The organism is Streptomyces sp. NBC_00582, assembly GCF_036345155.1.
Lineage (GTDB): Bacteria > Actinomycetota > Actinomycetes > Streptomycetales > Streptomycetaceae > Streptomyces.
In genome coordinates, this window is sequence record NZ_CP107772.1 from 3,365,926 (window position 1) to 3,390,081 (window position 24,156).

Sequence of the window (24,156 nt, forward strand, 5' to 3'; positions counted from 1 at the left end):
TGGCGGCCGCGCCCGCTCCTGTTCCAGGAGCAGAGATGTATCGAGCGAAGGAAACGTTCTGGGCGCCGGGCAACCGGCACATCGTCAAGGGCGATCTCATCGCCCCGCACGATCCGGTCCTCGAGGACCGGGAGGAACTCTTCGAGGCCGTCGTCATCCCGCAAGCCGCCGCCCCCGCCTACCAGCCGTCTGACACCCCGCAGCCGAGCGCGGACGACGACCAGGAGCCGGACGAGGACGACGACCAGGAGCCCGTCGACCCGGACGGCGAGAAGCCGTTCGACCCGGCCGAGCATGCCGCCCCGCAGGTCCTCGCGTACCTGGAGACCGCCGATCTGCACGAAGCCGAGCGCGTGCTGCAAGCCGAGTCCGACGGCAAGGCTCGCACGACCATCCTCACCCCCGGCGGCCCGCTCCTCGCCCGCAAGGAGCGAGAGCAGAAGGAGGGCGCGCAGTGAAGCGCACCGTCTACAACCACACCAGGGCGAAGGCCACGCTGGCGATCGCGACCCGCAACGCCACCGCCAACGGCACGGCCGTGGACCGGCAGCTGTCGGGGGCGTCCGGCGCGAACGAGTGGTTCGCCTCGGCGATGCTGCTGGTCCACACCGGCACGATCACCGACGGGACCCACGCCATCACCCTCGAAGTGTCGGACGACAACTCGAGCTGGGCGGCCGCGGCGTCGGGCGACGTGCAGGGGTCCCTGCCGTCGATCGCGGCCGCCAACGACGACACCCTCTACGAGGTCGGCTACACGGGCACCAAGCGCTACCTGCGCGCGGTGACCACGGTCACCCCGGGCGCCACCGGCGGCATCTACGGGGCCACGATCGTGCTCGGGTTCCCGAACGTCCTGCCCGTCTCCCGGACCTAGGAGGCGGGCGTGGCGCTGCTGACACTGGCCGAGGCCAAGGCCCAGCTCGACATCGACGGCATCGGCTCCGACGACGAGTTGCAGGTGTACGTCGACGGCGTCACGGCTGCCATCGAGGCGCACGTCGGGCCGGTCGAGAACCGGACCGTCACCGAGACTCACGACCTGCCCGCGTGCGGGGCCCGGATGCTCGTCCTGCGCCAGACCCCCGCCGTCTCCCTCACCAGCGTGGCCGCCGTTCTCGACGGCGGCACCGGCTACGACGTGGCCGACCTGGACCTGGACGGCGAGACCGGCACCGTGCGCCGCAAGAACGGGTGGCGCCTGTACGGGCCGCTGCGGTTCGTCTATGTCGCCGGGCGGGGCACGGTGCCGCCCACGCTGAACCTGGCGGCGCGGATCATGGTGCAGCACCTGTGGCGTACCCAGTACGGGGCGTCGCGGGGGCTGTCCAGCGTCGGGGGCGGCGACGACGCCTCCGTGAACGAGCCCATCGCGGGCTGGGGGTACGCGATCCCGTTCCGGGTCCTGCAACTGCTGGAGCCGTACAAGCTGCCCCCGGCGGTGCTCTGATGGCCACCACTTCCCGAGTGCCCGCCGCCGTCGACGCGCTGCTGGCGATCCTCCGTGCGCTGCCCGCGCTGGAGGAGGTCCGGATCGTCGACGGGCCCGAGTCGGTGAACCTCACCGACCGGCACCGCATCCACGTCGGCTGGGCGCCGAATGCCGAATCCGCTGTCTCGCTCCAGCAGGAGTGGAACGGGGCCGGGGCCCGTACCCGCGACGAGATGTTCGCCATCTCCTGCTACGCCGAGTCCCGCGGCGGCGACAAGGACATGTCGTTCCGCCGGGCCAAGGTGTTCGAGCTCGTCGCGGCCGTCGAGCAGGCGCTGCGCGCCACGAACGGCGCGCCCGAGGCGCCGACCCTGAACGGCACCGTGCTGTGGGCCGAGGTGACCGCCGGCGACCTGTCCCAGTCCATGACGGAGGGCGCGGGCGCCGGCCTGGCCTTCACGGTCGCCTGCCGCGCCCGTATCTGATCCATCCCTACCCGAGGAGTTCCGCTATGGCGCGTGTGCGCTACCTGGGGCCCGAGCAGGTCACCGTGCCCGAGTTGGGCCGGACCGTCGAGCCCGACGAGATCGTGGAGGTTCCCGACGAGCGGTTCGAGGGCTACGCGTGCCAGCCCTCGAACTGGGAGGTCATCGAGGAGCCCAAGGACGAGGCGGCTCCGGCGCCGCTGAAGAAGACCGCGGCCAAGGCGTCGCAGAAGACGGAGGGCTGATCCATGGCGATCGGATCCGGGCTCGGTGCCCAACTCGGCATCGCGGCCGAGAGCACCTACGGCACTTTCGTCGCGCCCACGAAGTTCAGCGAGTTCACCAAGGAGAGCCTCGCTCTCAAGAAGACGACCGCCCAGAGCGCGGGCATCGCCGCAGGGCGTCTGCTGCCGCTGTCCTCCCGTCGGGTGGTGACCCGCCAGGAGGCCGCGGGCTCGGTCGACATGGAGGTCGCGAACAAGGGCATGGGCCTGTGGCTGCAGGGCCTGATGGGCACCTCGGTCACCCCTGTCCAGCAGGGCGTCACCACGGCGTATCTGCAGACCCACACGCTCGCCTCGGTGGCGGGCAAGTCCCTCACGATCCAGCTGGGCGTGCCGCTGACCACGGGCACGGTCACGGACAAGTCGTTCGTGGGCTGCCGGATCACGTCAGGTGAGTTCTCCTGCGGCGTGGGCGAGATGCTCACCGCCAGCTTCGAGATCGACGCGAAGAACTGCGACGAGAGCCAGACCCTGGCCGCCGCGAGCTACTCGAACATGTCGCCGTTCCACTTCGCCCAGCTCACGGCGAAGGCAGGCACCTACAGCTCGGAGGTCGCGCTCGACGGTGTCCGCAAGGTGTCCTGCAAGATCGAGCGCCCGCAGGATGTGGAGCGGTTCTACGCCGGGCAGGCCGGGCTGAAGAAGGAGCCCATCGAGAACGACCAGGTGAAGATCACCGGGAACATCGAGACGGACTACGTCGCCACAACCCTCGACGACCTGCACACCTCGGACGCGGCCACGTCCCTGGTCCTGGAGTGGGTCGGCCCGTTGATCGCCAGCACGTTCTACGAGACGTTCCGGATCACCCTGCCCGCGGTGAAGCTCGACGAGGGCCCCCCGGTCGTCGACGGGTTCGGCGTCGTCAAGCCGACCTTCAACTACACCGGCCTGTACGACGGCACGAACCAGCCGAAGATTGAGTACATCTCGACCGACACGACGGTGTGAGCGGGCCGTGACCCGCGACGTGCGGATCCTCAACACCGGCAGCCTGCTGGAGCTGTCGCGGCGCCTGCGGGCTGCCGGTGGCGAGAACATCCGCCAGTCCATGCACCGCCGTATCCGCCGCGCGGCCGAGCCCCTGCGCGACGATCTGCAGGCCTCGATCCGCGGGCTGAACATCCGCAGCCAGGGCCGCAGCACCAGGCCCGGAGGCCCGTCGCCGAACACCGAGCCGCTGAGGGAGACGATCGCCGCGGCGATCCGCATCAGCGTCCGTACCGGGTCCAGCCCGGGCGCCACGGTGTGGATCGACAAGGGCCGCATGCCGCCGGACCTGAAGAACGTCCCCGAGCAGCTGAACAGCGGCCGCCTCCGGCACCCGGTGTTCGGCAACAAGCGGCGCTGGGTCAACCAGTACGCCTCGCCCCCCTGGTGGAACACCGTCGTCCGCCAGCACACCCCCCGTATCGAGCAAGAGGTGGCCCGCATCCTCGACGACGTGCGGCGCCGCATCGAGTAGGAGCAGCACGTGATCATCGTCTACGCGCCTGAGGGCGGCACGAAGGAGGCCTTCGAGGTCGCGCGCGGGAAGCTGCGCGCCTCGGAGATCCAGATCATCGAGCGCACGGCAGACGCCCGCTGGAACGACATCAAGGAGGCCGTGAGCGAGGGCGACCTCAACGCCATGCGCACCGTGGTGTGGGTCCTGAAGAAGCGCGAGCAGCCCTCCTTGCGGTTCGCCGAGTTCGACCCGTTCGAGGGAGACCTGTACTCCCGGCTCGACGAGAGGGAAGTGCGGGCCTACGCCGAGGGGTTCGTCGAGAAGTACCGCGCCGACCCCGACACCCTGGCCGAGGCCTTCGACGAGCTGCGCGAGTCGGCCTACGACCGTGAGGGCGCCGAGGCCGTGATCGCCGACGTGACAGCCCCAAAAGCCCCGGCGCCCGCCGAGCCCCAGCCCGAGGCGGCACCGGCGCAGGAGGCGACGGAGACGGCTCCTTCACCGACCGCTTCCTGAACTACCTGCCGCTGTTCGGCCTCTACCTGCACTACAGCCCCGACGACGTCGACGCGCTCACCGAGGAGCGGTTCGACTTCCTCACCGCCTGGATCGACCGCCACGAAGCATCGCTGAGACCGGGAGGTGAGTGATGGCCCAGCACCTGCGGTTCGTCCTCGACGGAGACGACCACCTCTCGCCCGTCCTGCGCCACGCCGGCGACTCCTCCGCCCAGCTGCACCGTCGTCTCAACGACGACATGAACAACAACTCGGCCGCGGTCCGGCGCTTCACGACGGACGCCAACGGCCGGCTGCGCGACCTGCGCGGACGGTTCGTGTCGGTCGCAGACGCGCAGCGGATGATGGCCGGCGGCCTGCCCGACCTGACGCGCCGCCTGGGCGACGTCTCGAACGCGGGCGGAGGCGCGGCCGCCTCGCTCGGCGGGGGCGGCGCGGGCGGGGGTGGTCTGGGCGGGGCCATGATGGGCGTCGCTGCGATCGCCGGGCTGTCGCTGCTGCCCGCGCTCGGGGCGGTGGTGCCGATGGCCGCCGGCGCGGGCCTGGCCCTGGGCACGCTGAAGCTCGGGTTCTCCGGGGTCTCCGAAGCGATGGCGGTGGCCGGCGACAAGAAGGAGTTCGGCGAGGCGCTGAAGAAGCTGCCCGCCCCGGCCCGCGAGTTCACCCGCGAGCTGGTGTCGCTGAAGAAGGAGTTCAGCGGGGTCGGCAAGGAAATCCAGAAGGCGATGCTGCCGGGCTTCACACGTGCGCTGAAGGCGGCAAAGCCGCTGATCAGTGACGTGTCTGCCGGGATGGTCGCCATGGGCCAGGTGTTCGGCGACACGGCGGACTCCTTCGGCAAGCTGATGAAGGACTCCGGGTTCCAGGACGACTTCGGCAACACCCTGCTGATGGGCACCGGGTTCATCCGCGACATCACCGCGGCGCTGGTCCCGTTCACCAAGTCGCTGTTCGAGTTCGGCGCCGCCTCCGGGCCGACGCTGAAGGCGTTCTCCGACGGCATCAGCGGGCTCCTGTCCAAGGGCCTGCCCGGCTTCTTCAAGGGCCTGGAGACGGGGATCCCCGGGGCGGCGAAGATGCTCGACGGGCTGTTCTCCGCGATCAACGACATCCTGCCCGCGATCGGCCGGCTCAGCGGCGAGCTGGGCCGGACCTTCGGCCCCGCCTTCGGCGCCGCGTTCCAGCTCGGCGGGAAGTACGTCAGCGGCGCGTTCGATGTGATCCGTGGCGCGGTCATCCTGCTGCGGCCCGTCCTCAAGGACCTGACCTACGGGTTCAAGGACATCCTCGACTTCGGCCGCATCGTCGCCCCGACCTTCGCCGATGTCGGCAGCGCACTGATGGGCGCGTTCACGCCGGTCGGGCAGAGCGTCGACCAGGCAAGGGGCCCGCTCCAGCGGCTGAACACTGCGATCCGAGAGAACAAGATCGGCATCATGGAGTTCGCCCGCGTCGCGGGCAACGGATTCATCACCCTGACCGAGATCACCCTTCAAGCGGTCCCCGTCGTGGTCAAGGGATTCCGGCTGATGTCCACCGCAGCCCTCGGCCTGGCGGACGTCCTCATCAACTCCTTCACCTCGATGTTCAGCTGGGTGCCCGGCATCGGCGACCAGATCAAGGAGACCGGCAAGAAGTTCCACGACTTCAAAGAGGGGTTCCTCGACGGGCTGAGCGCCGCGGAGAAAGCGGCCGGTGACTTCGCGGTCTCGGCCAAGCCGAAGCTAGAGGCTGGCCGTCTCAAGCTGGACATCAACAACTGGCAGTCCCAGATCGAGGAGGCCAAGGCCAAGCTGAAGACGGTGCCCCCGTCGAAGCAGTCCTCGCTCAAGGCGACGATCGCGGACCTACAGGCCAAGGTCGCCGCAGCCCGGGCGCTGCTCAACGGCCTCAACGGGAAGACGGCGACCACCCGCATCCTCACGATCCGCGAGACCCGTGCCGTCTACAGCACGTCGGGCCGGCCGACCTCGGGCGAGGGCGGGGTCAGCAAGTACGCGGCGGGCGGTACGCCCAAGGCCGGCGAGATGGCCATGGTCGGTGAGCAGGGCCCGGAGCTCGTCCTGTTCGGCGAGGCCGCCCGGGTCGTCGACGCGGGCCGCACCAAGAGCCTGCTCAGCGGTCCGCTCAGTGCGGGCCGCGCGGCGGCCGCGGGCCTGGCCGCCGGTATGGGGGCGACGAACGGGGTGTTCACCGCGGCGCGGTCCATGGCGGCCGCGGTCACCGCCGGCGTGCGCGCTGAGCTGGAGATCGCGTCCCCGTCGAAGAAGATGAAGGCGTTGATGGCGGACGTCGGCAAGGGCATGGTCATCGGGCTGACCAACACCCGCGACAAGATCAAGGCCACGGCGAAAGACCTGGCGAACGACATCAAGTCCGCGTTCTCCGGGAAGAAGGAATCCTCACTGCTGGCGATGGTCGACCGGCAGACGAAGAAGCTCCTGGCGGCCGCCGCCAAGCGGGACGCGATCGCCGCGAAGATCGTCGAGGCCAAGAAGTTCGCGGCCGACGTCACCTCCTCCGCCCGGGACAGCGCGGGCCTGGGCAACCTGGGCATGTCGCCGGAGGAGGTCACCGCAGGCGGCATCAAGGCCGGGCTCGCCCAGAAGCTGGTGCAGATCAAGACCTTCACCCGCTACATCCAGATGCTCGCCAAGAAGGGGCTCAACAAGTCCCTGCTGCGGCAGATCCTCAACATGGGCCCGGACGCCGGCTACGCCTACGCCAGCGCCCTGGTCGGCGCGGACAAGTCCACGTTCGCCTCGATCAACTCCCTTGAGACACAGATCAACAAGGGCAGCGAGCGGCTCGGCACGCTCGGCGCCGACGCGATGTACGACTCCGGCAAGAACGCCAGCAAGGGGTTCCTGACCGGGCTCCAGTCACAGAAGAAGGCCATCGAGAACCTGATGGTCGACATCGCCAAGGGCATGCAGAAGGCCCTGCGCAAGGCGCTCGGCATCGCCTCGCCCGCGCGGAAGCTGATCCCCGACGGCATCAACACCGCCCGCGGTGTCGCCGTCGGTGTTCTGGCCGGCCTGCCCCACATCGACCGGGCGATGGATGCCCTGTCCGGCCGGATCACCGGCGCCGCCACCACACCCGCCCTCGGCCGAGCCGCCGTCGCCGGGGCCCGGCAGGCGCCAGTGCAGATCAACGTCAGCATCACCGGGGCCATCGACCCGGTGGCCACCGCCCGGGAGCTGGAGCGGGTCCTGAACAAGCTGAAGCGGGGCCGGGGTGGCGCCGCCTACGGCTTCTGACCGAGAGGGGGCGCCGTGCCGGTACTCGTCGAGATGGGCTGGGGCGGCCAGGTCCTGGAGCCGGACACCATCACGTGGACGGACATCAGCACCTTCGCCGACGACCAGGTGACGGGGGTGACGATCACCCGGGGCGCGTCCGACGAGCTGTCGGAGACCCAGCCCGGCAACGCCACGCTGCGCCTGGACAACACGGACGGCCGGTTCACCCCGGGGAACACCGGCAGTCCGTACTACCCCTATGTCGAGCGCAACGCGCCGATCCGGATCTCGATGGCGGTCATGCCCACGCTGTCCGGTTCGGCGCCCTACCCGCTCGCACAGCTGGGCGACGACTTCGACGACGGCCGGGTCAACACCGCGGTGTGGACCACGAACACGGGCGGGGCCGGTGTCGAGACGAGCGAGGGCCGGCTGCGCATCACCCTGGCCCCGGGCGTGGACACCAACTTCACGTCGGTCCGTCAGTGGACGCTGACCAGCAGCAAGGTCACCGCCAAACTCTGCGCAGTGCCCGCGCTCAACGGCAGCTCCAACTGCGCCGCCAGCATGTGGGTGCTGTCGACGACGTCGGGCACCCGGATCGGCTGGCGCTACGACGCATCGACCGGCGTCCTGGCCGCCATGTCACAGGTGGGTTTCTCGGACGGCACCCCGACCAACCTCACCTACAACGCCATCGATCACGCGTGGCTGCGGGTGCGGGAGTCCGGCGGGACCGTGTACTGGGAGACGTCCAGCGACGGCTACGTCTGGACCTCCCGGCGCACGCTGGCCACCCCGGCCTGGGTCACCTCGCAGCAGGTGGCCCTCGACTTCCCGACCACCCGGACCGGCGGGACGTCCGGCTACATCGAGTGGGACCTGGTCGGCGCCGACGTCCGCCCGCGGTTCTACGGGCTGGTCAACGAGTTCCCCGTCGACTGGAAGGGCCTGACCAGTCACGTCACGATCAGCTGCACCGACCTGTTCAAGCGGCTCAACAAGCTGCCCGTCCTGCGCAGCATGGTGGCCGAGGAGATCATCCCGCTCGGTCCGGTTGCCTACTACCCGCTCACCGAGCCGGCCGACTCCACGACCGTCGGCGACCTGTCCGGCAACGGCCTGGCGTCCATGGCCATCACCCAGGCCGGCAGCGGTGGCACCCTCACCATGGCCGCCGACTCCGGGCCCGCCGAGACCGGCGACAGCACCCCGACGTTCACCCCGTCCAGCTCCACCAACGGCAAGTACTTCGCCGTCGACATGGGCCCCTTCGCCCAGGCCCAGCTGACCGCCAACCGGGTGGCGTTCGAAGCCTGGTTCAAGACGACGACGACCGGGCGCGCGATCGTCAGCCTGTACTCCGCCGACCTGCAATACGTGCACCTGCTGTCCCTGTCCGGCAGTGGCGCCATGCAAGTGGAGTGGACAGCCACCGGGTCCACGCTCGCCGTCGAGACCGTCGCCTCCACCAGCGGACTCAACGACGGCGCGTGGCACCACGTCGTCTACGACATGCACCTCAGCGGCAGCGTGTGGATCGACGGAGTCCTCGTCGACGCCAGCCTCGCCGCCGTCACCGTCGGCCAGGACCAGAGCCTGCTCCAGGTCGGCGGCTACCGGGGCACCCGCCTATGGGACGGCAGCCTGTGCCACGTCGCAGTGTTCGGCTCCTCCGGCGCGATCGGCTCCGCCATGGCCCTGCACTACAACGCCGGCGTCACCGGGTTCGCGGGCGAGGACGCCGACGACCGGATCGGCCGGCTCGCCGGGTACGCGTCCATCATCGAGGTCAACATCGAGGGCACCACCCACGATCCGATCGCCTCGCAGGGGCCCGGCGGTACCCAGGTCGTCACCCGGATGCGGGAGGTGGAGAGCACCGAGAGCGGCAAGCTCTTCGCGAGCCGCGACACCTTCGGCCTGACCTACCAGTCCCGCGACGTCCGCTACAACCCCGACTCGGCCTCCGAGGCGTTCACCATCGCCTACGCCGACACGGAGACGGGCGACGTCTCCCTGGCGGACGACGACCAAAAGCAGGTCAACGACGTCGAGGCAACGCGACCCGGGGGCGCCACGCAGCGCGTGACCTCGGCGTCCAGCATCCTCGCCCACGGCACCTACCCGAAGTCGCTCAGCATCCTCAAGACCACCGACAACTCGGTGCTCGACGCGGCGAACTGGCTGGTGTCCCGCTACGAGGACCCGGGCCCCGAGCTGCGCGAGGTCCCGATCGAGGCGTTCACGATGTCCAACTACCTGGCCATCCTCGGCGCGGACATCAGCGACTACTTCTCCGTGAACAGCCTGCCGTCGCAGGCGCCGGCCTCCACGCTGCGCGTCACCGTCGAGGGCTACCAGGAGGTCCTGAAGTACCGCAGCCACCGCATCCAGTTCCACACCAGCGCGTCCGTCACGGACTCCGTGTGGGTGCTGGACGACACGACCTACTCCGTCCTCGGGTCCACGACCCGCCTCGCCTACTGAAGGGAGAGGGGCCGTGCCCGTCCTCCTGGTCGTGCGTGCAGAGACGTTCTACCTGCCGCCGCCCCGCCAGCCCGCCACCGCGTGGGACGACGTCGCCCCCGCCGAGCGGGTGTTCCGCTGGGCGGAGCACCGCCAGCAGCGCCGCATCGTCCCGCCCGCGGGATACATCATCGGCCAGCAGACCTACGCCCGGATCAACCACAACAGGTGGGTGGCCGACTGCCCGTGCGGATCCGCGCAGGTCGTCACCCCCGCCGACCCGCGCATGGCGTGCACCGAGTGCGGCCTCGGCTGGATCCGGATCGTGTTCCCCGACGACCCCGCCGCGGCGGAGGCCTCCGTCGCCGCCGAGCTGCCGCACGAGCGGAACTGGTGGCACGACGACGATCCGAGCTGGGACCGGCCGGCCGTCTCGTCCGATCCCGTCCTCGACGAGATGGTCACCGAGACCGCGGCCGCCGCCGGCCTCCTCGCCGCAGGCCGACGGCCGTCGGTCGTACCCGTGATCGAGGAGGCCTCGCAGTGACGTTCGCGCCGAGGACCTGGGTGGTGGGCGAGGTCGTCACCGCAGCCCTCCTCAACCAGGAGATCCGCGACCAGTTCAACTCGATCTTCGCCGCCTGGACGAACTACACACCGACCTGGACCGCCTCCACGACGAACCCCGTCCTGAACAACGGGACGATCACCGGCCGGTACATGAAGATCGGCCGCACCGTGCTGAGCGCCATGACCCTCACCTGCGGCAGCACCACCACCTACGGCAGCGGGACCTACAGCTTCGGCGTCCCCACGGCGGCCGCGGCCTCGGGCATCGACATGCTGGGCACCGCACGCCTGACCGCCGGATCCACCTACATCGGCCAGTGCTCCCTGGGCAGCGGCGCCTCCGCCATGAACGCCACCTTCCCCCTGTCAGCGACCCCGGCCAGCGCCGGGAACATGACGCCCACCACGCCCGCCACCTTGGCCTCCACCCACATCCTCCGCCTCACCGTCGCCTACGAAGCCGCAGCGTAAGGAGCCCAAGGTGATCACCACCGTGCCCAGCCCGACACTGGCCGGGCTGCACGCCACCGACGAAGTCCCCGCCACCCGCATGCTGGTCCGCACAGCGGCCGGACTCGGCTACGCGACCATGCTCCGCGCGGTCGTGCCCGTCGACGCCGGCGACGTCCTGGACATCAACGGCCGGGCGCGCGTCAGCAACAACACCTCGCCTGGCTACACCATCGGAGTCGGCTATCACCTGTGGATGTACGACGTCGACAACGGCCTCGGCGCGAACGGGCTTTGGACACGGATCTCCTCGTTCTGCGGGGACAACGTGGACGTCACCCGCCACCACATGCCGCTCCTCGTCGACACCCTCTACACCGTCCCCGCCGACTGGCCCGTAGACCCGGACACCGGCAAGTCCCACCGGATGGTGATCGCCCTGCGAGCCGACGCCCACTCGACAGCGGCCGACGGCCAGTACCTCACCGTCGACCCCGAGTACGGACAGCTCACCGTCCGCCGGTACAAGCCCGCGGCCTGAACGCCCGCACCACCCGCCGCCCCGCGCCGCAGGCCGGGGCGTTCGTCATGCCTTTGGAGGCCTGAATGGATGCCACCTCCGGACGCCACGTCAGCACCGTGCAGGCCTGCCGCGGCTTCTCCTACAAGCACCTCACCGACCCCCGGCTGCAGCAGGTGAGCCGACTCTTCCACGACGTCGCGGTGGAACTCCTCACCCTGCTGCCCGACGACCCCGAACTGACCGCCGCCCTGCGCAAGCTGCGCGAGGCCAAGGACTGCGCCGTCCTCCTGGCGGCCGTCGCCCCCGCCCCGGAAGGACGGTAACCACCATGGCCCAACCACTCTCCGCCGACGCCCTGGTGGCCGCCCTCAAGGCCGAAGGCGTCACCGTCGTCGAGCACGACGGATGGCGCACCCACAACCGCAACCACAAGGGCCCCTGGGGCCCGGTCAACGGCGTGATCATCCACCACACCGTCACCTCCGGCACGCAGGCCTCCGTCGACATCTGCTTCAACGGCTACGCCGAGCTGCCCGGGCCGCTGTGCCACGGCGTCATCGCCAAGGACGGCACCGTCCACCTGGTCGGGAACGGGCGCGCTAACCACGCCGGAGGCGGCGACGGCGACGTCCTCGACGCCGTGATCGCCGAGGACTACGGCGACAAGCCCCCGGCCACCGACAAGCACGAGGGCAGCGCGGGCGCGGTCGACGGCAACGCCCGCTTCTACGGCTTCGAGTGCGTCAACCTCGGCGACGGCAAGGACCCCTGGCCGGACGTCCAGCTGGAGGCCATGGTCCGCTCGGCGGCCGCGCTGTGCCGGGCGCACGGCTGGACGGCCCGGAGCGTGATCGGGCACCTGGAGTGGTCGGACTGGAAGTCGGACCCGCGCGGCTTCACCATGGCCAGCTTCCGCGCCGCGGTCGCCGAGAAGCTCGGCGCGAAGCCGGCCGACAACACGCCGCCGTCGACGCCGAAGTTCCAGCCGTTCCCCGGCGCCGCCTGGTTCCACAAGAACCCGCGCTCGGCGATCGTCACCGCGATGGGCAAGCGGCTGGTCGCCGTGGGCTGCTCGGCGTACGCCAGCGGCCCGGGCCCTCAGTGGACCGAGGCCGACCGTAAGTCCTACGCCAGGTGGCAGCGCGAGCTCGGCTACACCGGGACGGCCGCCGACGGCTGGCCCGGCGCCAAGTCCTGGGCAGCGCTGAAGGTCCCGTACGTCAAGGAGGTCTGAGGGATGAAGGACACCAGCAAGCGGACCCTGCGCACCGTCGTGCAGACCTCGCTCGGTATCGCGGCCGTCCTGCCCGCGGTGGTCGACGCGTCCGGCATCCCGGCCGCCCTGCCGTGGGTCGCCGGCGCGCTCGCTGTCTCCGCCGGCGTCACCCGGGTCATGGCTCTGCCCGGCGTCCAGGCCCTGCTCCCCGGCTGGCTGCGTACGGACGACACCAGCAGGGACGGTGACCTTCGCGCCGCGCTGAAGCGCTCAGCCGAGGGCGGTGGCGGGTGACGCCCCCGGAGTCGACCGCCGTGGCCGTGGAACTGGAGCGGCTGCGCGGCACGGTCGAGGCAGGGTTCGCGCGCCAGGACGGGCAGCTGGCGCTGCTCGTCCAGCGTGGTGACCAGACTGACCGGCAGCTCGCCGACCACGAGCAGCGCCTGGACGCGATCGAACGCAACCGCTGGCCGGCCGCCTCCGTAGGCATGCTGACCGGCGTCGTCGGCGCCGCTACCGGCCTGCTCGCCCTACTCACCCGCTGAACCACACGCGCCCCCCTGTACGGCCCACACGGGCCGTACAGGGGGGCGCTCTCGTGCGTGCGGCGGCTACCCGATGGAGTACTCGTAGCCGATGACGAGCCGGTAGGGCAGGCACCATTCGCCGTACTCGATGACGCCCTGGTCGTCCCACAGCCGGTGCGCCCCGGCGAGGATGGGCGAGCCGACCCGCAGGCCGAGGAAGCCGGCTTCCCGCGAGTCGGCATCCCGGGCATGCATGTCGTCGCGGCCCGCCACGACCTTCCGGCCGGTCTCCTCCTGGACCTTCGCGAGCAGCCCGGGCGAGCTGGTGCGCGAGGTCGACAGCAGCTCGGGCACGACGGCGGCGAACTGTGCCGGGTACCAGGTGACGGCGAGCATGAGGCGCTGGCTGCCGCGGCCGGTGTGCCACTGCCTGCGCACGACCTGGTCGCCCTCGTCGAGGCCGAAGATCTCCGCCACGTAGAGCGGCGGGACGATGAGCTCGGCGCTGGTGACGATCATCGTCTCGCCTTCGCTGAGCACGGACCCGGTGCGCTGGACGCGGACGACTCGGTCGTGCCCGCTCGCTGTGACCGCCGGCGCGTTCGAGACGAAGGTGCCCCGGCGGGACGTCGTGATGTAGCCCTCGACCTGGAGCTGATCGAGGCTGCGCCCGAGGGTGGCGACGGCGACGCCCTCGGCCTTGGCGAGCTCCCGGACGGGCGGCAGCTTGGCGCCCTCGGCCAGGTCGCCATCGAGGATGCGGCGCCGGATGCGCTCGGCGACGCGCATGTAGGTGGGCTGGGCCGGGTCCGTCATGGCTCCTCCGCAGTGAGTGTCCTAGGTCACCGACGAGTGTACTAGGACACTCGTCATCCGGAGTGGTGAAGGGCAGGGAAGGACTGGCATCTGTGACCTAGTTCAGCGTATGGTCTGAACTAGGTCACACTTCTGGCCAGCCCAGAGGTGCGCTCTGCCCAGGACCACGACCGGAGGCAACCGTGAGCAGCGAGGACACAGAAGGCGCCCGGCGCCCCGTACAGACAGAGCCAGGAGTCCTCGTGCACTCGGGCGCCGACCGCCGGCTGGCCACAGAGCACTGGCTCCTGTCCACCCTCACCGACAGGAAGCGGCAGGCGGCCCGCCGGGAGTGGGAGAGAAACGGGATCACGGCGCTGCCCATGGGCACGCTCATGTCCGCCGTGCGCCTGCCCGCGTCCCTGGTCGTCGCCGCCACCGGGGGCCGGTTCCTCTCCGGCGAGGTCGATCGGATGCTCGGCGAGATCTTCGAGGGCGGCCCGGTCATCTGCGACCCGGGCGGCCACCGTTACTACGCCCTGGTCCCGGCCTCGGTCCCGCGCACATGGCCCGACGCCCTGGACGACTGGCGCGCACACGAAGTCGAGTGTCTCGGCAAGGGCTACCACCTCTGCGTGCCGCGGCTGGACATCACCCGCCACGACGAGGCGTACGTCTCGTACTGGTCGGTGCCCATGCCGTCGATGGCGACGCTCTGCACGCCGCTCAGGGTGGCCCGGCTGATCGCCGCCGGCGTACACGCCCTCGGGGCGCAGGCCGGGGCCGACCGGTGACCAGATCATGCGACCAGTTCCGCGAGCGGCAGCCCGAGGACGTACGCGACCCGCGCGAGGGTGCTGAAGGTCGGGTTGGTCTCACCGGCCTCAAGGGCCTGAAGCGTTCGCCGGTCGACGCCGGCAGCGAGGTAGACGGCTTCCTGGGTGGCACGCAGCTCGAGCCTGCGCGCCAGGACCCGGGCCCCGATCACCTGGCTCTGGACACGGATCCATTCGTCGCCGTCAGGCAGATCACGCAGCACTCGACAAACCGTCTGACCTGCATGAGCATGAGTCAGCGGAATAAATTCAGCTTTTCGTGGACACCCGCAAGGAGTGTCCGTGCAGGTGGCATGAATCGCACCGCGGCAGGTATGGTGCGAATCGAACGCATGTACGGATCATCTACTTGGTGAGGTGACGGCGGCAGACCAGCCGTCCCCCGGACACCCTCCGCCAGGGCCGCGCCCCGGCTTCTGGTGGAGGGGCAGCCACGAAGCCCCCGGCCGAGGACTGGCCGGGGGCTTCGTGCGTTCCGCGCGTTCCGTGAACCTTCCGCCGAGCGGCGAAATTCCGGTCCCCTTCCGTAGAACAACGCGACGTGATGCAACGTATTGCAACGCATTGAACGTGGCGAACATGCAGGTCAGAGGCGCTTTGAGTCCCTGACCTGATCAGACGTTCTCCGCCTGGAACATCCAGTGGTGCTTCTCGAGGTCCGCGGTGATCCCGATGAAGATGTCCTGGCTCACGGGATCCGGGTGCTCGGTCGCCGCGACGCGCTCCCTCATCCGGGTGATGGCGGCGCCCAGCCCCGCCACCAGCGCGCCGACCGCGTCGGAGTCCTTGATCCATCCGTCCGGCACCGAGCCGAGTCCGCTGCCGGCCGCGACCGTCGCCGCCCGGCCGTCCGGCGAGACGCCGAGCGCCGAAGCACGCTCCGCGACGGTGTCGGAGTGGGCGCGGGCGACGGCCACGACCTCGTCGAGCTGGAGGTGGATGGACCGGAACCGGGACCCCACGACGTTCCAGTGGACCTGTTTGGCGAGCAGCGACAGATCGATCAGATCGACGAGCGCGCCTTGCAGCGCATCGCCGACGGTCTTCAGATCGGCGTCGGACAGCGGACTCTTCACGACGTACATCCCTACCTCCGGTGTGTGGCGGCCGTCGTGCCTCTTCACGATGACCTCAGTACCCCGGATGGGCAAACCGACGCGAGAGATGCGAAAAACCCCGACCGCGCTCCCCCGGATCTTCCCGGGGAAGCCCCGGCCGGGGCCTCACACCTGTACGTCGACGCTCGGGCGCCCACGCAGATGAACCTATGCGGCGACCACGTCCACCGCCTCGGCGGGTGCCTTGATGGTCACCCGCTCCGGCGGCACACCGGTCACCGACACGGAACCCAGCATCGGACGCACCGACGTGGGCACGGGCTCGCTGGGGGTGGCCGCAGCAGACTGGGCCAGCTCGGCGAGGGCGAGCTCGTCGCTCACTTCCCGCATGAGCTCGGACATCCGTACGTCCAACGCGTCGCAGATGGCGGAGAGCAGCTCGGAGGAAGCCTCCTTCTGCCCCCGCTCCACCTCGGAGAGATAGCCGAGTGAGACTCGGGCGGACGAGGAGACTTCGCGCAGAGTACGGCCCTGGCGCTGGCGCTGCCGACGCAGCACGTCACCCAGCAGGCGACGGAGCAGAATCATCGGTGGCTCCCTCCTCGGACCGCGTAGCCGCATCCTTCACGCCCCACCGTACCGCCTTGCGCTGCGGCCGTGCGGGGAGCGATGTCGTGTTCACTCAGGGCTGCAAACATCAAAACCCCCCGTTCTGTTCCGTATCCTGTGCCCGCTCATTCCCGGTGTGTTCGCCCGCAAGCTCTCTCAGAAGCAGTACGAGCACGCTCCGTACACTCTCTCTACGAATTTCCGCGCGGTCGCCGTTCAACCGCAGGCCCTCCACTTTTCCGCCAGGGGCGGAACGGGAATCCGGGCCGAACGGGCCGTCGACGGCCACGAAGACCGTCCCGACGGGCTGCCCGTCCTGCGGGTCGGGGCCGGCGACCCCGGTGGTCGCGATGCCCCAGTCGGCGCCCAGCGCCTTGCGCGCTCCGGCCGCCATCTGGGCCGCGACCTGCGGATCCACCGCTCCACGGGCGGCCAGGAGCGCCTCGTCGACGCCGAGGAGTTCCCGCTTGAGGTCCGTGGCGTAGGCCGTGACCGAGCCGCGGAAGACCTTGGAGGCGCCGGGCACCGAGGTGATCTCCGCAGCCACCAGGCCACCGGTCAGCGACTCGGCGACAGCGAGCGTCCCGCCCTTCACCGTGAGTAGTCGCACCACGTCGGTGGCCGTGGATGTCACGCTTCCGTCTCCTCCGACGCTGCCTCGCGCGCGGCGATTCCCTGCCGGCGCAGCACAATGGCCTGTCTCACATAGTCGAGCCCGGTCACCACGGTCAGGACGACCGCCGCGGCCATCACCCACCACCTCAGAGTGGCCAGCCATCCCGTCAGGGGCAGGACGTACATCCCGACGGCCACGCCCTGGGTGAGCGTCTTGAGCTTGCCGCCCCGGCTCGCCGGGATGACTCCGTACCGGATGACGATGAAACGCAGCAGGGTGATCCCGAGTTCCCGGCCGAGAATGACGATCGTCACCCACCACGGCAGGTCGCCGAGCGCGGAGAGGCAGATCAGCGCCGCGCCCATGATCGCCTTGTCGGCGATGGGGTCGGCGATCTTCCCGAAGTCGGTGACGAGGTCGTACGTCCGAGCGATGTGGCCGTCGAACAGGTCGGTGATCATGGCGATGGCGAAGGCCGCCCAGGCGAAGGCACGCCATGCCGGGTCGTAGCCGCCGTCGGCCAGCATCAGTGCGACGAAGCCGGGCACGAGGATCAGCCGGAGCATCGTCAGCAGGTTGGCGATGTTCCAGACACTCGCCTGGTTGACGGCCGCGGCGGCCAGTTTGCCCCCGCGCGGGGCCCTGCCCGCGTCCTGCTGCGCCTCGCCCTCGGCGACGGGGTCGACGGCGGACACGTCCGCGGCGGCGGCCCCGTTCGCCTGCTTGGTCTGCCTCGCCTGCTTCGCCGGCGAGGAGCCGCCCGCGGCCGATGCCGGGACACCCGTCATCTGCCCGCCTCCTCACTACACCCGAACGAGCCCTGCAGGGGTTCGGCCACGAGGTCGACGCCTTCCGTGCCGACCACCTTCGCCTCGACCATACGGCCGACGGCCAGACCTTCGCCCGATGTGAGCAGCACCTGGCCGTCGGTCTCGGGTGCCTGGTGGGCCCCGCGGCCGTACACGCCGTCCTCGTCGACGGACTCCACGAGCACGTGCACCGTCTCGCCCACGCGCTCCTCGGCGCGCTGCGAGACGAGTTCCTCCGCGAGGCGGGAGACATGGGCGAGCCGCTCGGCGACGACGTCCTGGTCGAGCTTGTCGTCGTACGTCGCGGCCTCGGTGCCCTCCTCGTCGGAGTACCCGAAGACACCGATGGCGTCCAGCCGCGCGCCGTTCAGGAACCGCTCCAGCTCGGCCAGGTCGGCCTCGGACTCGCCGGGGAAGCCGACGATGAAGTTGGAGCGCACGCCCGCCTGGGGCGCCTTGCTCCGGATCGTGTCGAGCAGTTCCAGGAACCGGTCGGTGTCCCCGAAGCGGCGCATCGCGCGCAGCACACCGGGCGCGGAGTGCTGGAAGGACAGGTCGAAGTAGGGCGCGATCTTCGGCGTGGACGTCAGGACGTCGATGAGGCCCGGGCGCATCTCGGCGGGCTGGAGGTAGCTGACCCGCACCCGGTCGAGGCCGTCGATGGCCGCGAGCTCGGGCAGCAGGGACTCCAGCAGACGGATGTCGCCGAGGTCCTTGCCGTAGGAGGTGTTGTTCTCGGAGACCAGCATGATCTCCTTGACGCCCTGCTCGGCCAGCCACCGCGACTCGTTCAGCACGTCGCTGGGGCGGCGCGAGATGAAGGAACCCCGGAAGGACGGGATGGCGCAGAAGGAGCAGCGCCGGTCGCAGCCGGAGGCGAGCTTCACCGAGGCGACGGGGGCGCCGTCGAGGCGGCGGCGCAGGGGCGCGCGGGGCCCGGACTGCGGGGCGACGCCCTCCGGCAGGTCCACCGGGGCACCCTGACCGGGCAGGTCCACCACAGCCCCGTGCCCGGGCAGCGCCACGTCGGTCGCCGACTGCCGCTCGGCCGGGCTGATCGGCAGCAGCTTGCGCCGGTCGCGCGGGGTGTGGGAGGCGTGGATGCCGCCGTTCAGGATGGTCTGGAGGCGGTCGGAGATGTCCGCGTAGTCGTCGAAGCCGAGCACGCCGTCGGCCTCGGGGAGGGCCTCGGCGAGCTCCTTGCCGTACCGCTCGGCCATGCAGCCCACCGCCACGACGGCCTGGGTTCTGCCATGGCCCTTGAGGTCGTTGGCCTCGAGGAGGGCGTCGACGGAGTCCTTCTTGGCGGCCTCGACGAAGCCACAGGTGTTGACGACGGCGACGTCCGCGTCCTCGGCGTCCTCGACGAGCTGCCAGCCGTCCGCCTCCAAACGGCCTGCGAGCTCCTCCGAGTCCACCTCGTTACGGGCGCAGCCAAGGGTGACAAGTGCGACGGTACGGCGTTCAGGCATGGGCTCAAGACTACTTTGTCCCACCGACAGCGAACGTCGACGGGGTTGGCGATCTTGGCCAACCCCGTCGACTCACACGTATCTCTTATGCTCACCCGGCCTGCGGGTCGCCCTTGGTGTACGTCAGACGTTCCACGGCGCCGGGCTGGAAGTTGTCGTCGATCTTCTTGCCGTTGACGAACAGATCGATCGCCCCGGCGTCGCCGAGGACGAGGTTGATCTTCTCGCTGTCCTGGAAGGTCTTGGAGTCGCCCTGCTTGAGGAGTCCGTCGAACAGCAGCCGGCCGTTGTGGTCCTTCGCGGAGATCCAGCTGCGGCCGTCGGTCGCGCTGACCTGGACGGTCACCTTGTCCTGGGGAGCCGCGGCGATGGCGCTGTCGGAGGGCTCGGGCTTCTCGTCGACGGATTTCTCGGTCTTCGGCGTGGGTGAGGCGGTGACACCGGCCGTGGGCGTGCTGCCCTCGGCGACGGCGTCCTTGGACGTGCCCTCGTCGCCGCCCTTGAACGCGGTGAAGCCGACGAAGCCGACCACGGCGACGATCGCGGCGACCATGGCCGCCGTCCAGTTGGGTCCGCGCCGTTCGGGACGGATGCGTTCCGCCTCGAACATCGGGGCGGCCGGGGTGGGCGCGGGACGGCCGCCGTGGGTCGCGTCGTACCGTTCGATCAGGGGCGCGGGATCGAGCCGGACGGCGCGGGCCAGGGTCCGGATGTGCCCGCGCGCGTAGACGTCACCGCCGCAGGGCGCGAAGTCGTCCGACTCGATGGCACGGATGATGGTGATGCGGACCCGGGTGGCGGTACTGACGTCGTCTACGGTCAGCCCGGCGTTGATCCGCGCCTGGCGCAGGGCACGACCGATGGAGAAGGGGGCTTCCTCGGACGGGTCTTCGAACGGACGCTCGTCTTCAGGGGAGTTGCCGATGGACACGGGGGCGCCTTTCGAGCGTGTAGCCACCTGTGCTGGAAGTTCAGTCTAGGGGGGGTGCCAGAGGGAGGGGCAACCGGACAGTACGACTTTGTACGCCATCGGAATGGCCGGTCACGCCGATGACGGCGGCCAGGTACGACTCCTGTTGAAAGTCGTACCTGTCCTCTCGCTCAACTGGACGTACGTCAAAGGGAAACGGTTGCCCTGCGGTTTCTAACGGGTGAGTCACGGACACCCGGCGCCCCGACGCAACGCCTACCCCGCGGACTCCCCCCGAATCACCGCGAGCACCCCGTCCAGCTCATCGGGCTTCACAAGAACGTCACGCGCCTTCGAACCCTCGCTCGGCCCGACGATGTTCCGCGACTCCATGAGGTCCATCAGCCGGCCCGCCTTGGCGAAGCCGACCCGCAGCTTGCGCTGGAGCATCGAGGTCGAGCCGAACTGGGTGGAGACGACCAGTTCGGCCGCCTGGCAGAGCAGGTCGAGGTCGTCGCCGATGTCCTCGTCGATCTCCTTCTTCTGCTTGGTGCCCACGACGACGTCGTCCCGGAAGACGGGCGCCATCTGGTCCTTGCAGTGCTGGACGACGGCCGCGACCTCGGCCTCGGTCACGAAGGCGCCCTGCATACGGGTCGGCTTGTTGGCCCCCATCGGCAGGAACAGCCCGTCGCCCTTGCCGATCAGCTTCTCGGCTCCCGGCTGGTCGAGGATGACCCGTGAGTCGGCGAGCGAGGAGGTGGCGAACGCGAGCCGCGAGGGCACGTTCGCCTTGATCAGACCGGTGACGACGTCGACCGAGGGGCGCTGGGTGGCGAGCACCAGATGAATGCCGGCCGCGCGCGCGAGCTGCGTGATACGCACGATCGCGTCCTCGACGTCCCGCGGGGCGACCATCATCAGGTCGGCGAGCTCGTCGACGATCACCAGCAGGTACGGGTACGGCTGGAGCTCGCGTTCGCTGCCCTCGGGGGCCTTGACCTTGCCGTTCCTTATCGCCTCGTTGAAGTCGTCGATGTGCCGGAAGCCGTACGCCGCGAGGTCGTCGTAGCGCAGGTCCATCTCGCGTACGACCCACTGCAGCGCCTCGGCGGCCCGCTTGGGGTTGGTGATGATCGGTGTGATCAGGTGCGGGATGCCCTCGTACGCGGTCAGCTCGACGCGCTTGGGGTCGACGAGGACCATCCGCACGTCCTCGGGGGTCGCGCGGACCATGATCGACGTGATCAGACAGTTGATGCACGACGACTTGCCGGACCCGGTGGCACCGGCGACGAGGATGTGCGGCATCTTCGCCAGATTGGCCATCACATAGCCGCCCTCGACGTCCTTGCCGAGCGCCACCAGCATCGGATGGTCGTCCTCGGCCGCGTCGGCGAGGCGCAGCACGTCCCCGAGGTTGACCATCTCGCGGTCGGTGTTGGGGATCTCGATGCCGACCGCCGACTTGCCGGGGATCGGGCTGATGATCCGCACGTCCGGGCTGGCGACGGCGTACGCGATGTTCTTGGTGAGGGCGGTGATCCGCTCGACCTTCACGGCGGGGCCGAGCTCGACCTCGTAGCGGGTGACCGTCGGGCCGCGGGTGAAGCCGGTGACGGCGGCGTCGACCTTGAACTCGGTGAAGACGTTCGTCAGGGAGGCGACGACGGCGTCGTTGGCCGCGCTGCGCGCCTTGCCGGGGCCGCCGCGCTCCAGGAGGTCGAGCGAGGGCAGCGAGTAGGTGATGTCGCCGGAGAGCTGGAGCTGCTCGGCGCGCGGCGGCAGGTCGCGGATCTCCTCCGGCGGCGCCTTGGTCAGGTCGGGGACGGCCCCGCCCTTGAGCTTCTCCTGCTTCGGCCGCGCGGCCGGGACCGGCGTCGGCGTGGTCGCTTCGCGGTCGCCCACGCGCACGCCCTGGGTGAGGTCGGCGACGATCGGGGAGGGCGGCAGGCCGTGCATGACGACCCCGTCGAGATCGGCCGCGGCCGCCGCGGCGATGTCCACGGCGTCCGGCTCCCGGTCCATCGCGGGCTGCGGCACGGCCGAGCGCCGGGGCCGCCCGCGGCGCTCGGAGAGCGCCTCCTGCTCGGCGCCGTCGGGGTCGTACGCCCGGGAGCCCGAGCGGCGGCGGGGGCGCCCGGGCAGCCCCTCGCGCCACTGCTCGTCGTAGCGCGCGTCGTCGTCGGAGAGTTCGTCGTCGGCGTGCGGGTCGTCCAGCACACCGAGGCGCACCGCGAGCTGCCGCAGCCGCTGCGGGATCGCGTTGACCGGGGTGGCCGTGACCACCAGCAGGCCGAAGATCGTGAGCAGCACGAGCAGCGGTACGGCGAGGACCTCGCCCATGGTGTACGTCAGCGGGGTCGCCGCGCCCCAGCCGATGAGGCCGCCGGCGTCCCTTATCGCCTGCATGCCGTCGCTGCGGGCGGGCGCGCCGCAGGCGATGTGGACCTGGCCGAGGACGCCGATGACGAGCGCGGACAGGCCGATCACGATGCGGCCGTTGGCGTCGGGCTGTTCGGGGTGGCGGATGAAACGCACGGCGATGACGGCGAGCAGGATCGGCACGAGCAGGTCGAGGCGGCCGAAGGAGCCGGTGACGAGGATCTCCACCAGGTCGCCGACGGGGCCCTTCAGGTCGGCCCAGGTGCCCGCCGCGACGATCAGCGCGAGGCCGAGCAGCAGCAGGGCGACGCCGTCCTTGCGATGGGCGGGGTCGAGGTTCTTCGCGCCGTTCCCTATCCCCCGGAACACCGCGCCGACGGCGTGCGCCAGGCCCAGCCAGAGGGCGCGCACGAGCCGGTAGATGCCCCCGGTGGGACTGGGCGCCGGCTTGGGCTCCGGAGCCGCCTTCTTGGCCGCGGCCTTCTTGGCGGGCGCCTTCTTCGCCGGGGCCTTTTTCGCAGCGGCCTTCTTCGCCGGAGCCTTCGCGGGAGCAGCGGCCTTCTTGGCGGGCTGCTTCTTCGCTGCGGAGGGACGTGAGGCCATGGGTGTGAGGTTACCGGGGGAGGCGACAGCGGACACGTGTGCCCGCTGCTTCACCCGTTCGTGTCGGCCTCGCACAGGCGTGGAACTGACGCCGGCGTGCGAAAGGGGCGGTGAGCCGGCGCATCCGCCCCCGGAAGGCGTGGAACTGACCGCCGCTCACGCCCAACTGGGCCCGCCCCTCGGCTCAGTTCTGGGAGGTCACCGACGGGGCGCTGTTGCCCGTGCCCGGCTCCAGCGCGTCCAGCGCCCGGCGCAGGCCGGTGAGTTTGCGCTCCAGATGCGCCGCCGTGGCCACCGCGGCCGCGTCCGCCGACTCGTCGTCGAGCTGCTTGGACAGCGCCTCCGCCTGCTCCTCGACGGCCGCGAGCCGCGCGGACAGCTCGGCCAGCAGCCCGGCCGGCTCCTTGGCGCCGCCGCCCGCAGTTGCCTTGCCGCCGCCCTCCAACTGGAGCCGCAGCAGCGCCGCCTGCTCTCTGAGCTGGCAGTTCTTCATGTACAGCTCGACGAACACGGAGACCTTGGCGCGCAGCACCCACGGGTCGAACGGCTTGGAGATGTAGTCCACCGCGCCGGCCGCGTACCCCCGGAAGGTGTGGTGCGGGCCGTGGTTGATCGCCGTGAGGAAGATGATCGGGATGTCCCTGGTGCGTTCTCGCCGCTTGATGTGCGCGGCCGTTTCGAAACCGTCCATTCCCGGCATCTGGACGTCCAGCAGAATGACCGCGAAGTCGTCCGTCAGCAGTGCTTTGAGCGCCTCTTCCCCGGACGATGCCCGCACCAGCGTCTGATCGAGCGCCGAGAGGATCGCCTCCAGCGCCAGCAGATTCTCCGGCCGGTCATCGACCAGGAGGATCTTGGCCTTCTGCACCATGGCCCGCCCTCCTCGCCCCGGCAGTG

The 24,156-nt window shown here is 70.2% G+C and carries 28 protein-coding genes; 18 read left to right on the forward strand and 10 right to left on the reverse strand.

Translation table 11 applies throughout. The features are described 5' to 3' along the window. The first annotated feature begins 35 nt into the window (after positions 1 to 35). From OG852_RS14605 to OG852_RS14685, 17 genes are all read left to right on the forward strand, one after another. Positions 36 to 458: a hypothetical protein gene (locus OG852_RS14605; RefSeq protein ID WP_330348167.1), complete on the forward strand. Its 423-nt coding sequence runs from the start codon at positions 36 to 38 to the stop codon at positions 456 to 458. Next, complete coding sequence (locus tag OG852_RS14610) at positions 455 to 877, forward strand: hypothetical protein (protein ID WP_330348168.1); 423 nt, start codon at positions 455 to 457, stop codon at positions 875 to 877. The genes OG852_RS14605 and OG852_RS14610 overlap by 4 nt, the downstream gene beginning before the upstream one ends. A gap of 9 nt (positions 878 to 886) precedes the next feature. Then, entirely contained in the window at positions 887 to 1,450 is a 564-nt protein-coding gene (locus OG852_RS14615; protein ID WP_330348169.1) for a head-tail connector protein, read from the forward strand. Next, on the forward strand, positions 1,450 to 1,917 hold the full coding sequence (locus OG852_RS14620; protein ID WP_330348170.1) for a hypothetical protein: 468 nt from the start codon (positions 1,450 to 1,452) through the stop codon (positions 1,915 to 1,917). Before OG852_RS14615 ends, OG852_RS14620 begins: the two co-directional genes overlap by 1 nt. 26 nt (positions 1,918 to 1,943) lie before the next feature. Beyond that, entirely contained in the window at positions 1,944 to 2,162 is a 219-nt protein-coding gene (locus OG852_RS14625) for a hypothetical protein (RefSeq protein WP_330348171.1), read from the forward strand. 3 nt (positions 2,163 to 2,165) lie between these two features. Further along, positions 2,166 to 3,152 carry a phage tail tube protein gene (locus OG852_RS14630; protein ID WP_330348172.1) on the forward strand — a complete coding sequence of 329 codons (987 nt, stop codon included), beginning with the start codon at positions 2,166 to 2,168 and terminating at the stop codon, positions 3,150 to 3,152. Between the two features lie 7 nt (positions 3,153 to 3,159). Further along, entirely contained in the window at positions 3,160 to 3,666 is a 507-nt protein-coding gene (locus tag OG852_RS14635) for a hypothetical protein (protein ID WP_330348173.1), read from the forward strand. Positions 3,667 to 3,675: 9 nt separating this feature from the next. After that, on the forward strand, positions 3,676 to 4,164 hold the full coding sequence (locus OG852_RS14640; protein WP_330348174.1) for a hypothetical protein: 489 nt from the start codon (positions 3,676 to 3,678) through the stop codon (positions 4,162 to 4,164). 133 nt (positions 4,165 to 4,297) lie between these two features. Next, entirely contained in the window at positions 4,298 to 7,429 is a 3,132-nt protein-coding gene (locus tag OG852_RS14645; RefSeq protein WP_330348175.1) for a hypothetical protein, read from the forward strand. 15 nt (positions 7,430 to 7,444) lie between these two features. After that, positions 7,445 to 9,901, forward strand: coding sequence for a LamG-like jellyroll fold domain-containing protein (locus OG852_RS14650; protein ID WP_330348176.1), 2,457 nt, complete (start codon positions 7,445 to 7,447; stop codon positions 9,899 to 9,901). Positions 9,902 to 9,914: 13 nt separating this feature from the next. Continuing rightward, positions 9,915 to 10,427: a hypothetical protein gene (locus tag OG852_RS14655; protein WP_330348177.1), complete on the forward strand. Its 513-nt coding sequence runs from the start codon at positions 9,915 to 9,917 to the stop codon at positions 10,425 to 10,427. Next, complete coding sequence (locus tag OG852_RS14660; protein WP_330348178.1) at positions 10,424 to 10,921, forward strand: hypothetical protein; 498 nt, start codon at positions 10,424 to 10,426, stop codon at positions 10,919 to 10,921. Before OG852_RS14655 ends, OG852_RS14660 begins: the two co-directional genes overlap by 4 nt. A gap of 10 nt (positions 10,922 to 10,931) precedes the next feature. Further along, positions 10,932 to 11,441: a hypothetical protein gene (locus OG852_RS14665; RefSeq protein ID WP_330348179.1), complete on the forward strand. Its 510-nt coding sequence runs from the start codon at positions 10,932 to 10,934 to the stop codon at positions 11,439 to 11,441. A 65-nt stretch (positions 11,442 to 11,506) separates the two neighbouring features. Continuing rightward, positions 11,507 to 11,746 carry a hypothetical protein gene (locus OG852_RS14670; RefSeq protein ID WP_330348180.1) on the forward strand — a complete coding sequence of 80 codons (240 nt, stop codon included), beginning with the start codon at positions 11,507 to 11,509 and terminating at the stop codon, positions 11,744 to 11,746. A 5-nt stretch (positions 11,747 to 11,751) separates the two neighbouring features. After that, positions 11,752 to 12,657: a peptidoglycan-binding protein gene (locus OG852_RS14675; protein ID WP_330348181.1), complete on the forward strand. Its 906-nt coding sequence runs from the start codon at positions 11,752 to 11,754 to the stop codon at positions 12,655 to 12,657. Positions 12,658 to 12,660: 3 nt separating this feature from the next. After that, on the forward strand, positions 12,661 to 12,933 hold the full coding sequence (locus tag OG852_RS14680) for a hypothetical protein (protein WP_330348182.1): 273 nt from the start codon (positions 12,661 to 12,663) through the stop codon (positions 12,931 to 12,933). Beyond that, positions 12,930 to 13,184, forward strand: a complete 255-nt coding sequence (locus tag OG852_RS14685; protein ID WP_330348183.1) for a hypothetical protein — start codon at positions 12,930 to 12,932, stop codon at positions 13,182 to 13,184. Before OG852_RS14680 ends, OG852_RS14685 begins: the two co-directional genes overlap by 4 nt. A 66-nt stretch (positions 13,185 to 13,250) precedes the next feature. Here OG852_RS14685 and OG852_RS14690 read toward each other — a convergent pair whose 3' ends face one another. Further along, positions 13,251 to 13,982, reverse strand: coding sequence for a GntR family transcriptional regulator (locus OG852_RS14690; RefSeq protein ID WP_330348184.1), 732 nt, complete (start codon positions 13,980 to 13,982; stop codon positions 13,251 to 13,253). A 182-nt stretch (positions 13,983 to 14,164) separates the two neighbouring features. Between OG852_RS14690 and OG852_RS14695 the strand changes: the two genes are divergently transcribed. Beyond that, positions 14,165 to 14,755, forward strand: a complete 591-nt coding sequence (locus OG852_RS14695; protein ID WP_330348185.1) for a hypothetical protein — start codon at positions 14,165 to 14,167, stop codon at positions 14,753 to 14,755. A gap of 5 nt (positions 14,756 to 14,760) precedes the next feature. Here OG852_RS14695 and OG852_RS14700 read toward each other — a convergent pair whose 3' ends face one another. From OG852_RS14700 to OG852_RS14740, 9 genes are all read right to left on the reverse strand, one after another. Continuing rightward, complete coding sequence (locus OG852_RS14700; protein WP_330348186.1) at positions 14,761 to 15,000, reverse strand: helix-turn-helix domain-containing protein; 240 nt, start codon at positions 14,998 to 15,000, stop codon at positions 14,761 to 14,763. A gap of 411 nt (positions 15,001 to 15,411) precedes the next feature. Then, a complete protein-coding gene (locus OG852_RS14705) occupies positions 15,412 to 15,882 on the reverse strand; it encodes a Dps family protein (RefSeq protein WP_133914183.1) in 471 nt (156 codons plus the stop codon). A 180-nt stretch (positions 15,883 to 16,062) separates the two neighbouring features. Continuing rightward, positions 16,063 to 16,443 carry a helix-turn-helix domain-containing protein gene (locus OG852_RS14710; protein ID WP_015657463.1) on the reverse strand — a complete coding sequence of 127 codons (381 nt, stop codon included), beginning with the start codon at positions 16,441 to 16,443 and terminating at the stop codon, positions 16,063 to 16,065. Positions 16,444 to 16,552: 109 nt separating this feature from the next. Then, positions 16,553 to 17,098 (reverse strand): CinA family protein, encoded by a 546-nt coding sequence (locus OG852_RS14715; protein ID WP_330348187.1) that lies wholly within the window; start codon positions 17,096 to 17,098, stop codon positions 16,553 to 16,555. Beyond that, on the reverse strand, positions 17,095 to 17,868 hold the full coding sequence (gene pgsA / locus OG852_RS14720) for a CDP-diacylglycerol--glycerol-3-phosphate 3-phosphatidyltransferase (RefSeq protein WP_330348188.1): 774 nt from the start codon (positions 17,866 to 17,868) through the stop codon (positions 17,095 to 17,097). The genes OG852_RS14715 and pgsA overlap by 4 nt, the downstream gene beginning before the upstream one ends. Beyond that, the gene (gene rimO / locus OG852_RS14725) at positions 17,865 to 19,361 is read right to left on the reverse strand and encodes a 30S ribosomal protein S12 methylthiotransferase RimO (protein ID WP_330348189.1); all 1,497 of its coding nucleotides are present in this window, start codon (positions 19,359 to 19,361) and stop codon (positions 17,865 to 17,867) included. Before rimO ends, pgsA begins: the two co-directional genes overlap by 4 nt. Positions 19,362 to 19,452: 91 nt before the next feature. Continuing rightward, a complete protein-coding gene (locus tag OG852_RS14730; RefSeq protein WP_133913972.1) occupies positions 19,453 to 20,292 on the reverse strand; it encodes a helix-turn-helix domain-containing protein in 840 nt (279 codons plus the stop codon). 255 nt (positions 20,293 to 20,547) lie between these two features. Continuing rightward, on the reverse strand, positions 20,548 to 23,259 hold the full coding sequence (locus tag OG852_RS14735) for a DNA translocase FtsK (RefSeq protein WP_330348190.1): 2,712 nt from the start codon (positions 23,257 to 23,259) through the stop codon (positions 20,548 to 20,550). Between the two features lie 184 nt (positions 23,260 to 23,443). Further along, on the reverse strand, positions 23,444 to 24,130 hold the full coding sequence (locus tag OG852_RS14740; protein ID WP_133913970.1) for a response regulator: 687 nt from the start codon (positions 24,128 to 24,130) through the stop codon (positions 23,444 to 23,446). Positions 24,131 to 24,156 lie beyond the last annotated feature (26 nt).

What these genes read in the sequence shown, in the direction of transcription:
- OG852_RS14605 (WP_330348167.1), top strand. Translation starts at nt 36, where the DNA reads ATGTATCGAGCGAAGGAAACGTTCTGGGCGCCGGGCAACCGGCACATC.
- OG852_RS14620 (WP_330348170.1), top strand. Translation starts at nt 1,450, where the DNA reads ATGGCCACCACTTCCCGAGTGCCCGCCGCCGTCGACGCGCTGCTGGCG.
- OG852_RS14625 (WP_330348171.1), top strand. Translation starts at nt 1,944, where the DNA reads ATGGCGCGTGTGCGCTACCTGGGGCCCGAGCAGGTCACCGTGCCCGAG.
- OG852_RS14630 (WP_330348172.1), top strand. Translation starts at nt 2,166, where the DNA reads ATGGCGATCGGATCCGGGCTCGGTGCCCAACTCGGCATCGCGGCCGAG.
- OG852_RS14645 (WP_330348175.1), top strand. Translation starts at nt 4,298, where the DNA reads ATGGCCCAGCACCTGCGGTTCGTCCTCGACGGAGACGACCACCTCTCG.
- OG852_RS14670 (WP_330348180.1), top strand. Translation starts at nt 11,507, where the DNA reads ATGGATGCCACCTCCGGACGCCACGTCAGCACCGTGCAGGCCTGCCGC.
- OG852_RS14675 (WP_330348181.1), top strand. Translation starts at nt 11,752, where the DNA reads ATGGCCCAACCACTCTCCGCCGACGCCCTGGTGGCCGCCCTCAAGGCC.
- OG852_RS14680 (WP_330348182.1), top strand. Translation starts at nt 12,661, where the DNA reads ATGAAGGACACCAGCAAGCGGACCCTGCGCACCGTCGTGCAGACCTCG.
- OG852_RS14690 (WP_330348184.1), bottom strand. Translation starts at nt 13,982, where the DNA reads ATGACGGACCCGGCCCAGCCCACCTACATGCGCGTCGCCGAGCGCATC.
- OG852_RS14705 (WP_133914183.1), bottom strand. Translation starts at nt 15,882, where the DNA reads ATGTACGTCGTGAAGAGTCCGCTGTCCGACGCCGATCTGAAGACCGTC.
- OG852_RS14710 (WP_015657463.1), bottom strand. Translation starts at nt 16,443, where the DNA reads ATGATTCTGCTCCGTCGCCTGCTGGGTGACGTGCTGCGTCGGCAGCGC.
- pgsA (WP_330348188.1), bottom strand. Translation starts at nt 17,868, where the DNA reads ATGACGGGTGTCCCGGCATCGGCCGCGGGCGGCTCCTCGCCGGCGAAG.
- rimO (WP_330348189.1), bottom strand. Translation starts at nt 19,361, where the DNA reads ATGCCTGAACGCCGTACCGTCGCACTTGTCACCCTTGGCTGCGCCCGT.
- OG852_RS14735 (WP_330348190.1), bottom strand. Translation starts at nt 23,259, where the DNA reads ATGGCCTCACGTCCCTCCGCAGCGAAGAAGCAGCCCGCCAAGAAGGCC.
- OG852_RS14740 (WP_133913970.1), bottom strand. Translation starts at nt 24,130, where the DNA reads ATGGTGCAGAAGGCCAAGATCCTCCTGGTCGATGACCGGCCGGAGAAT.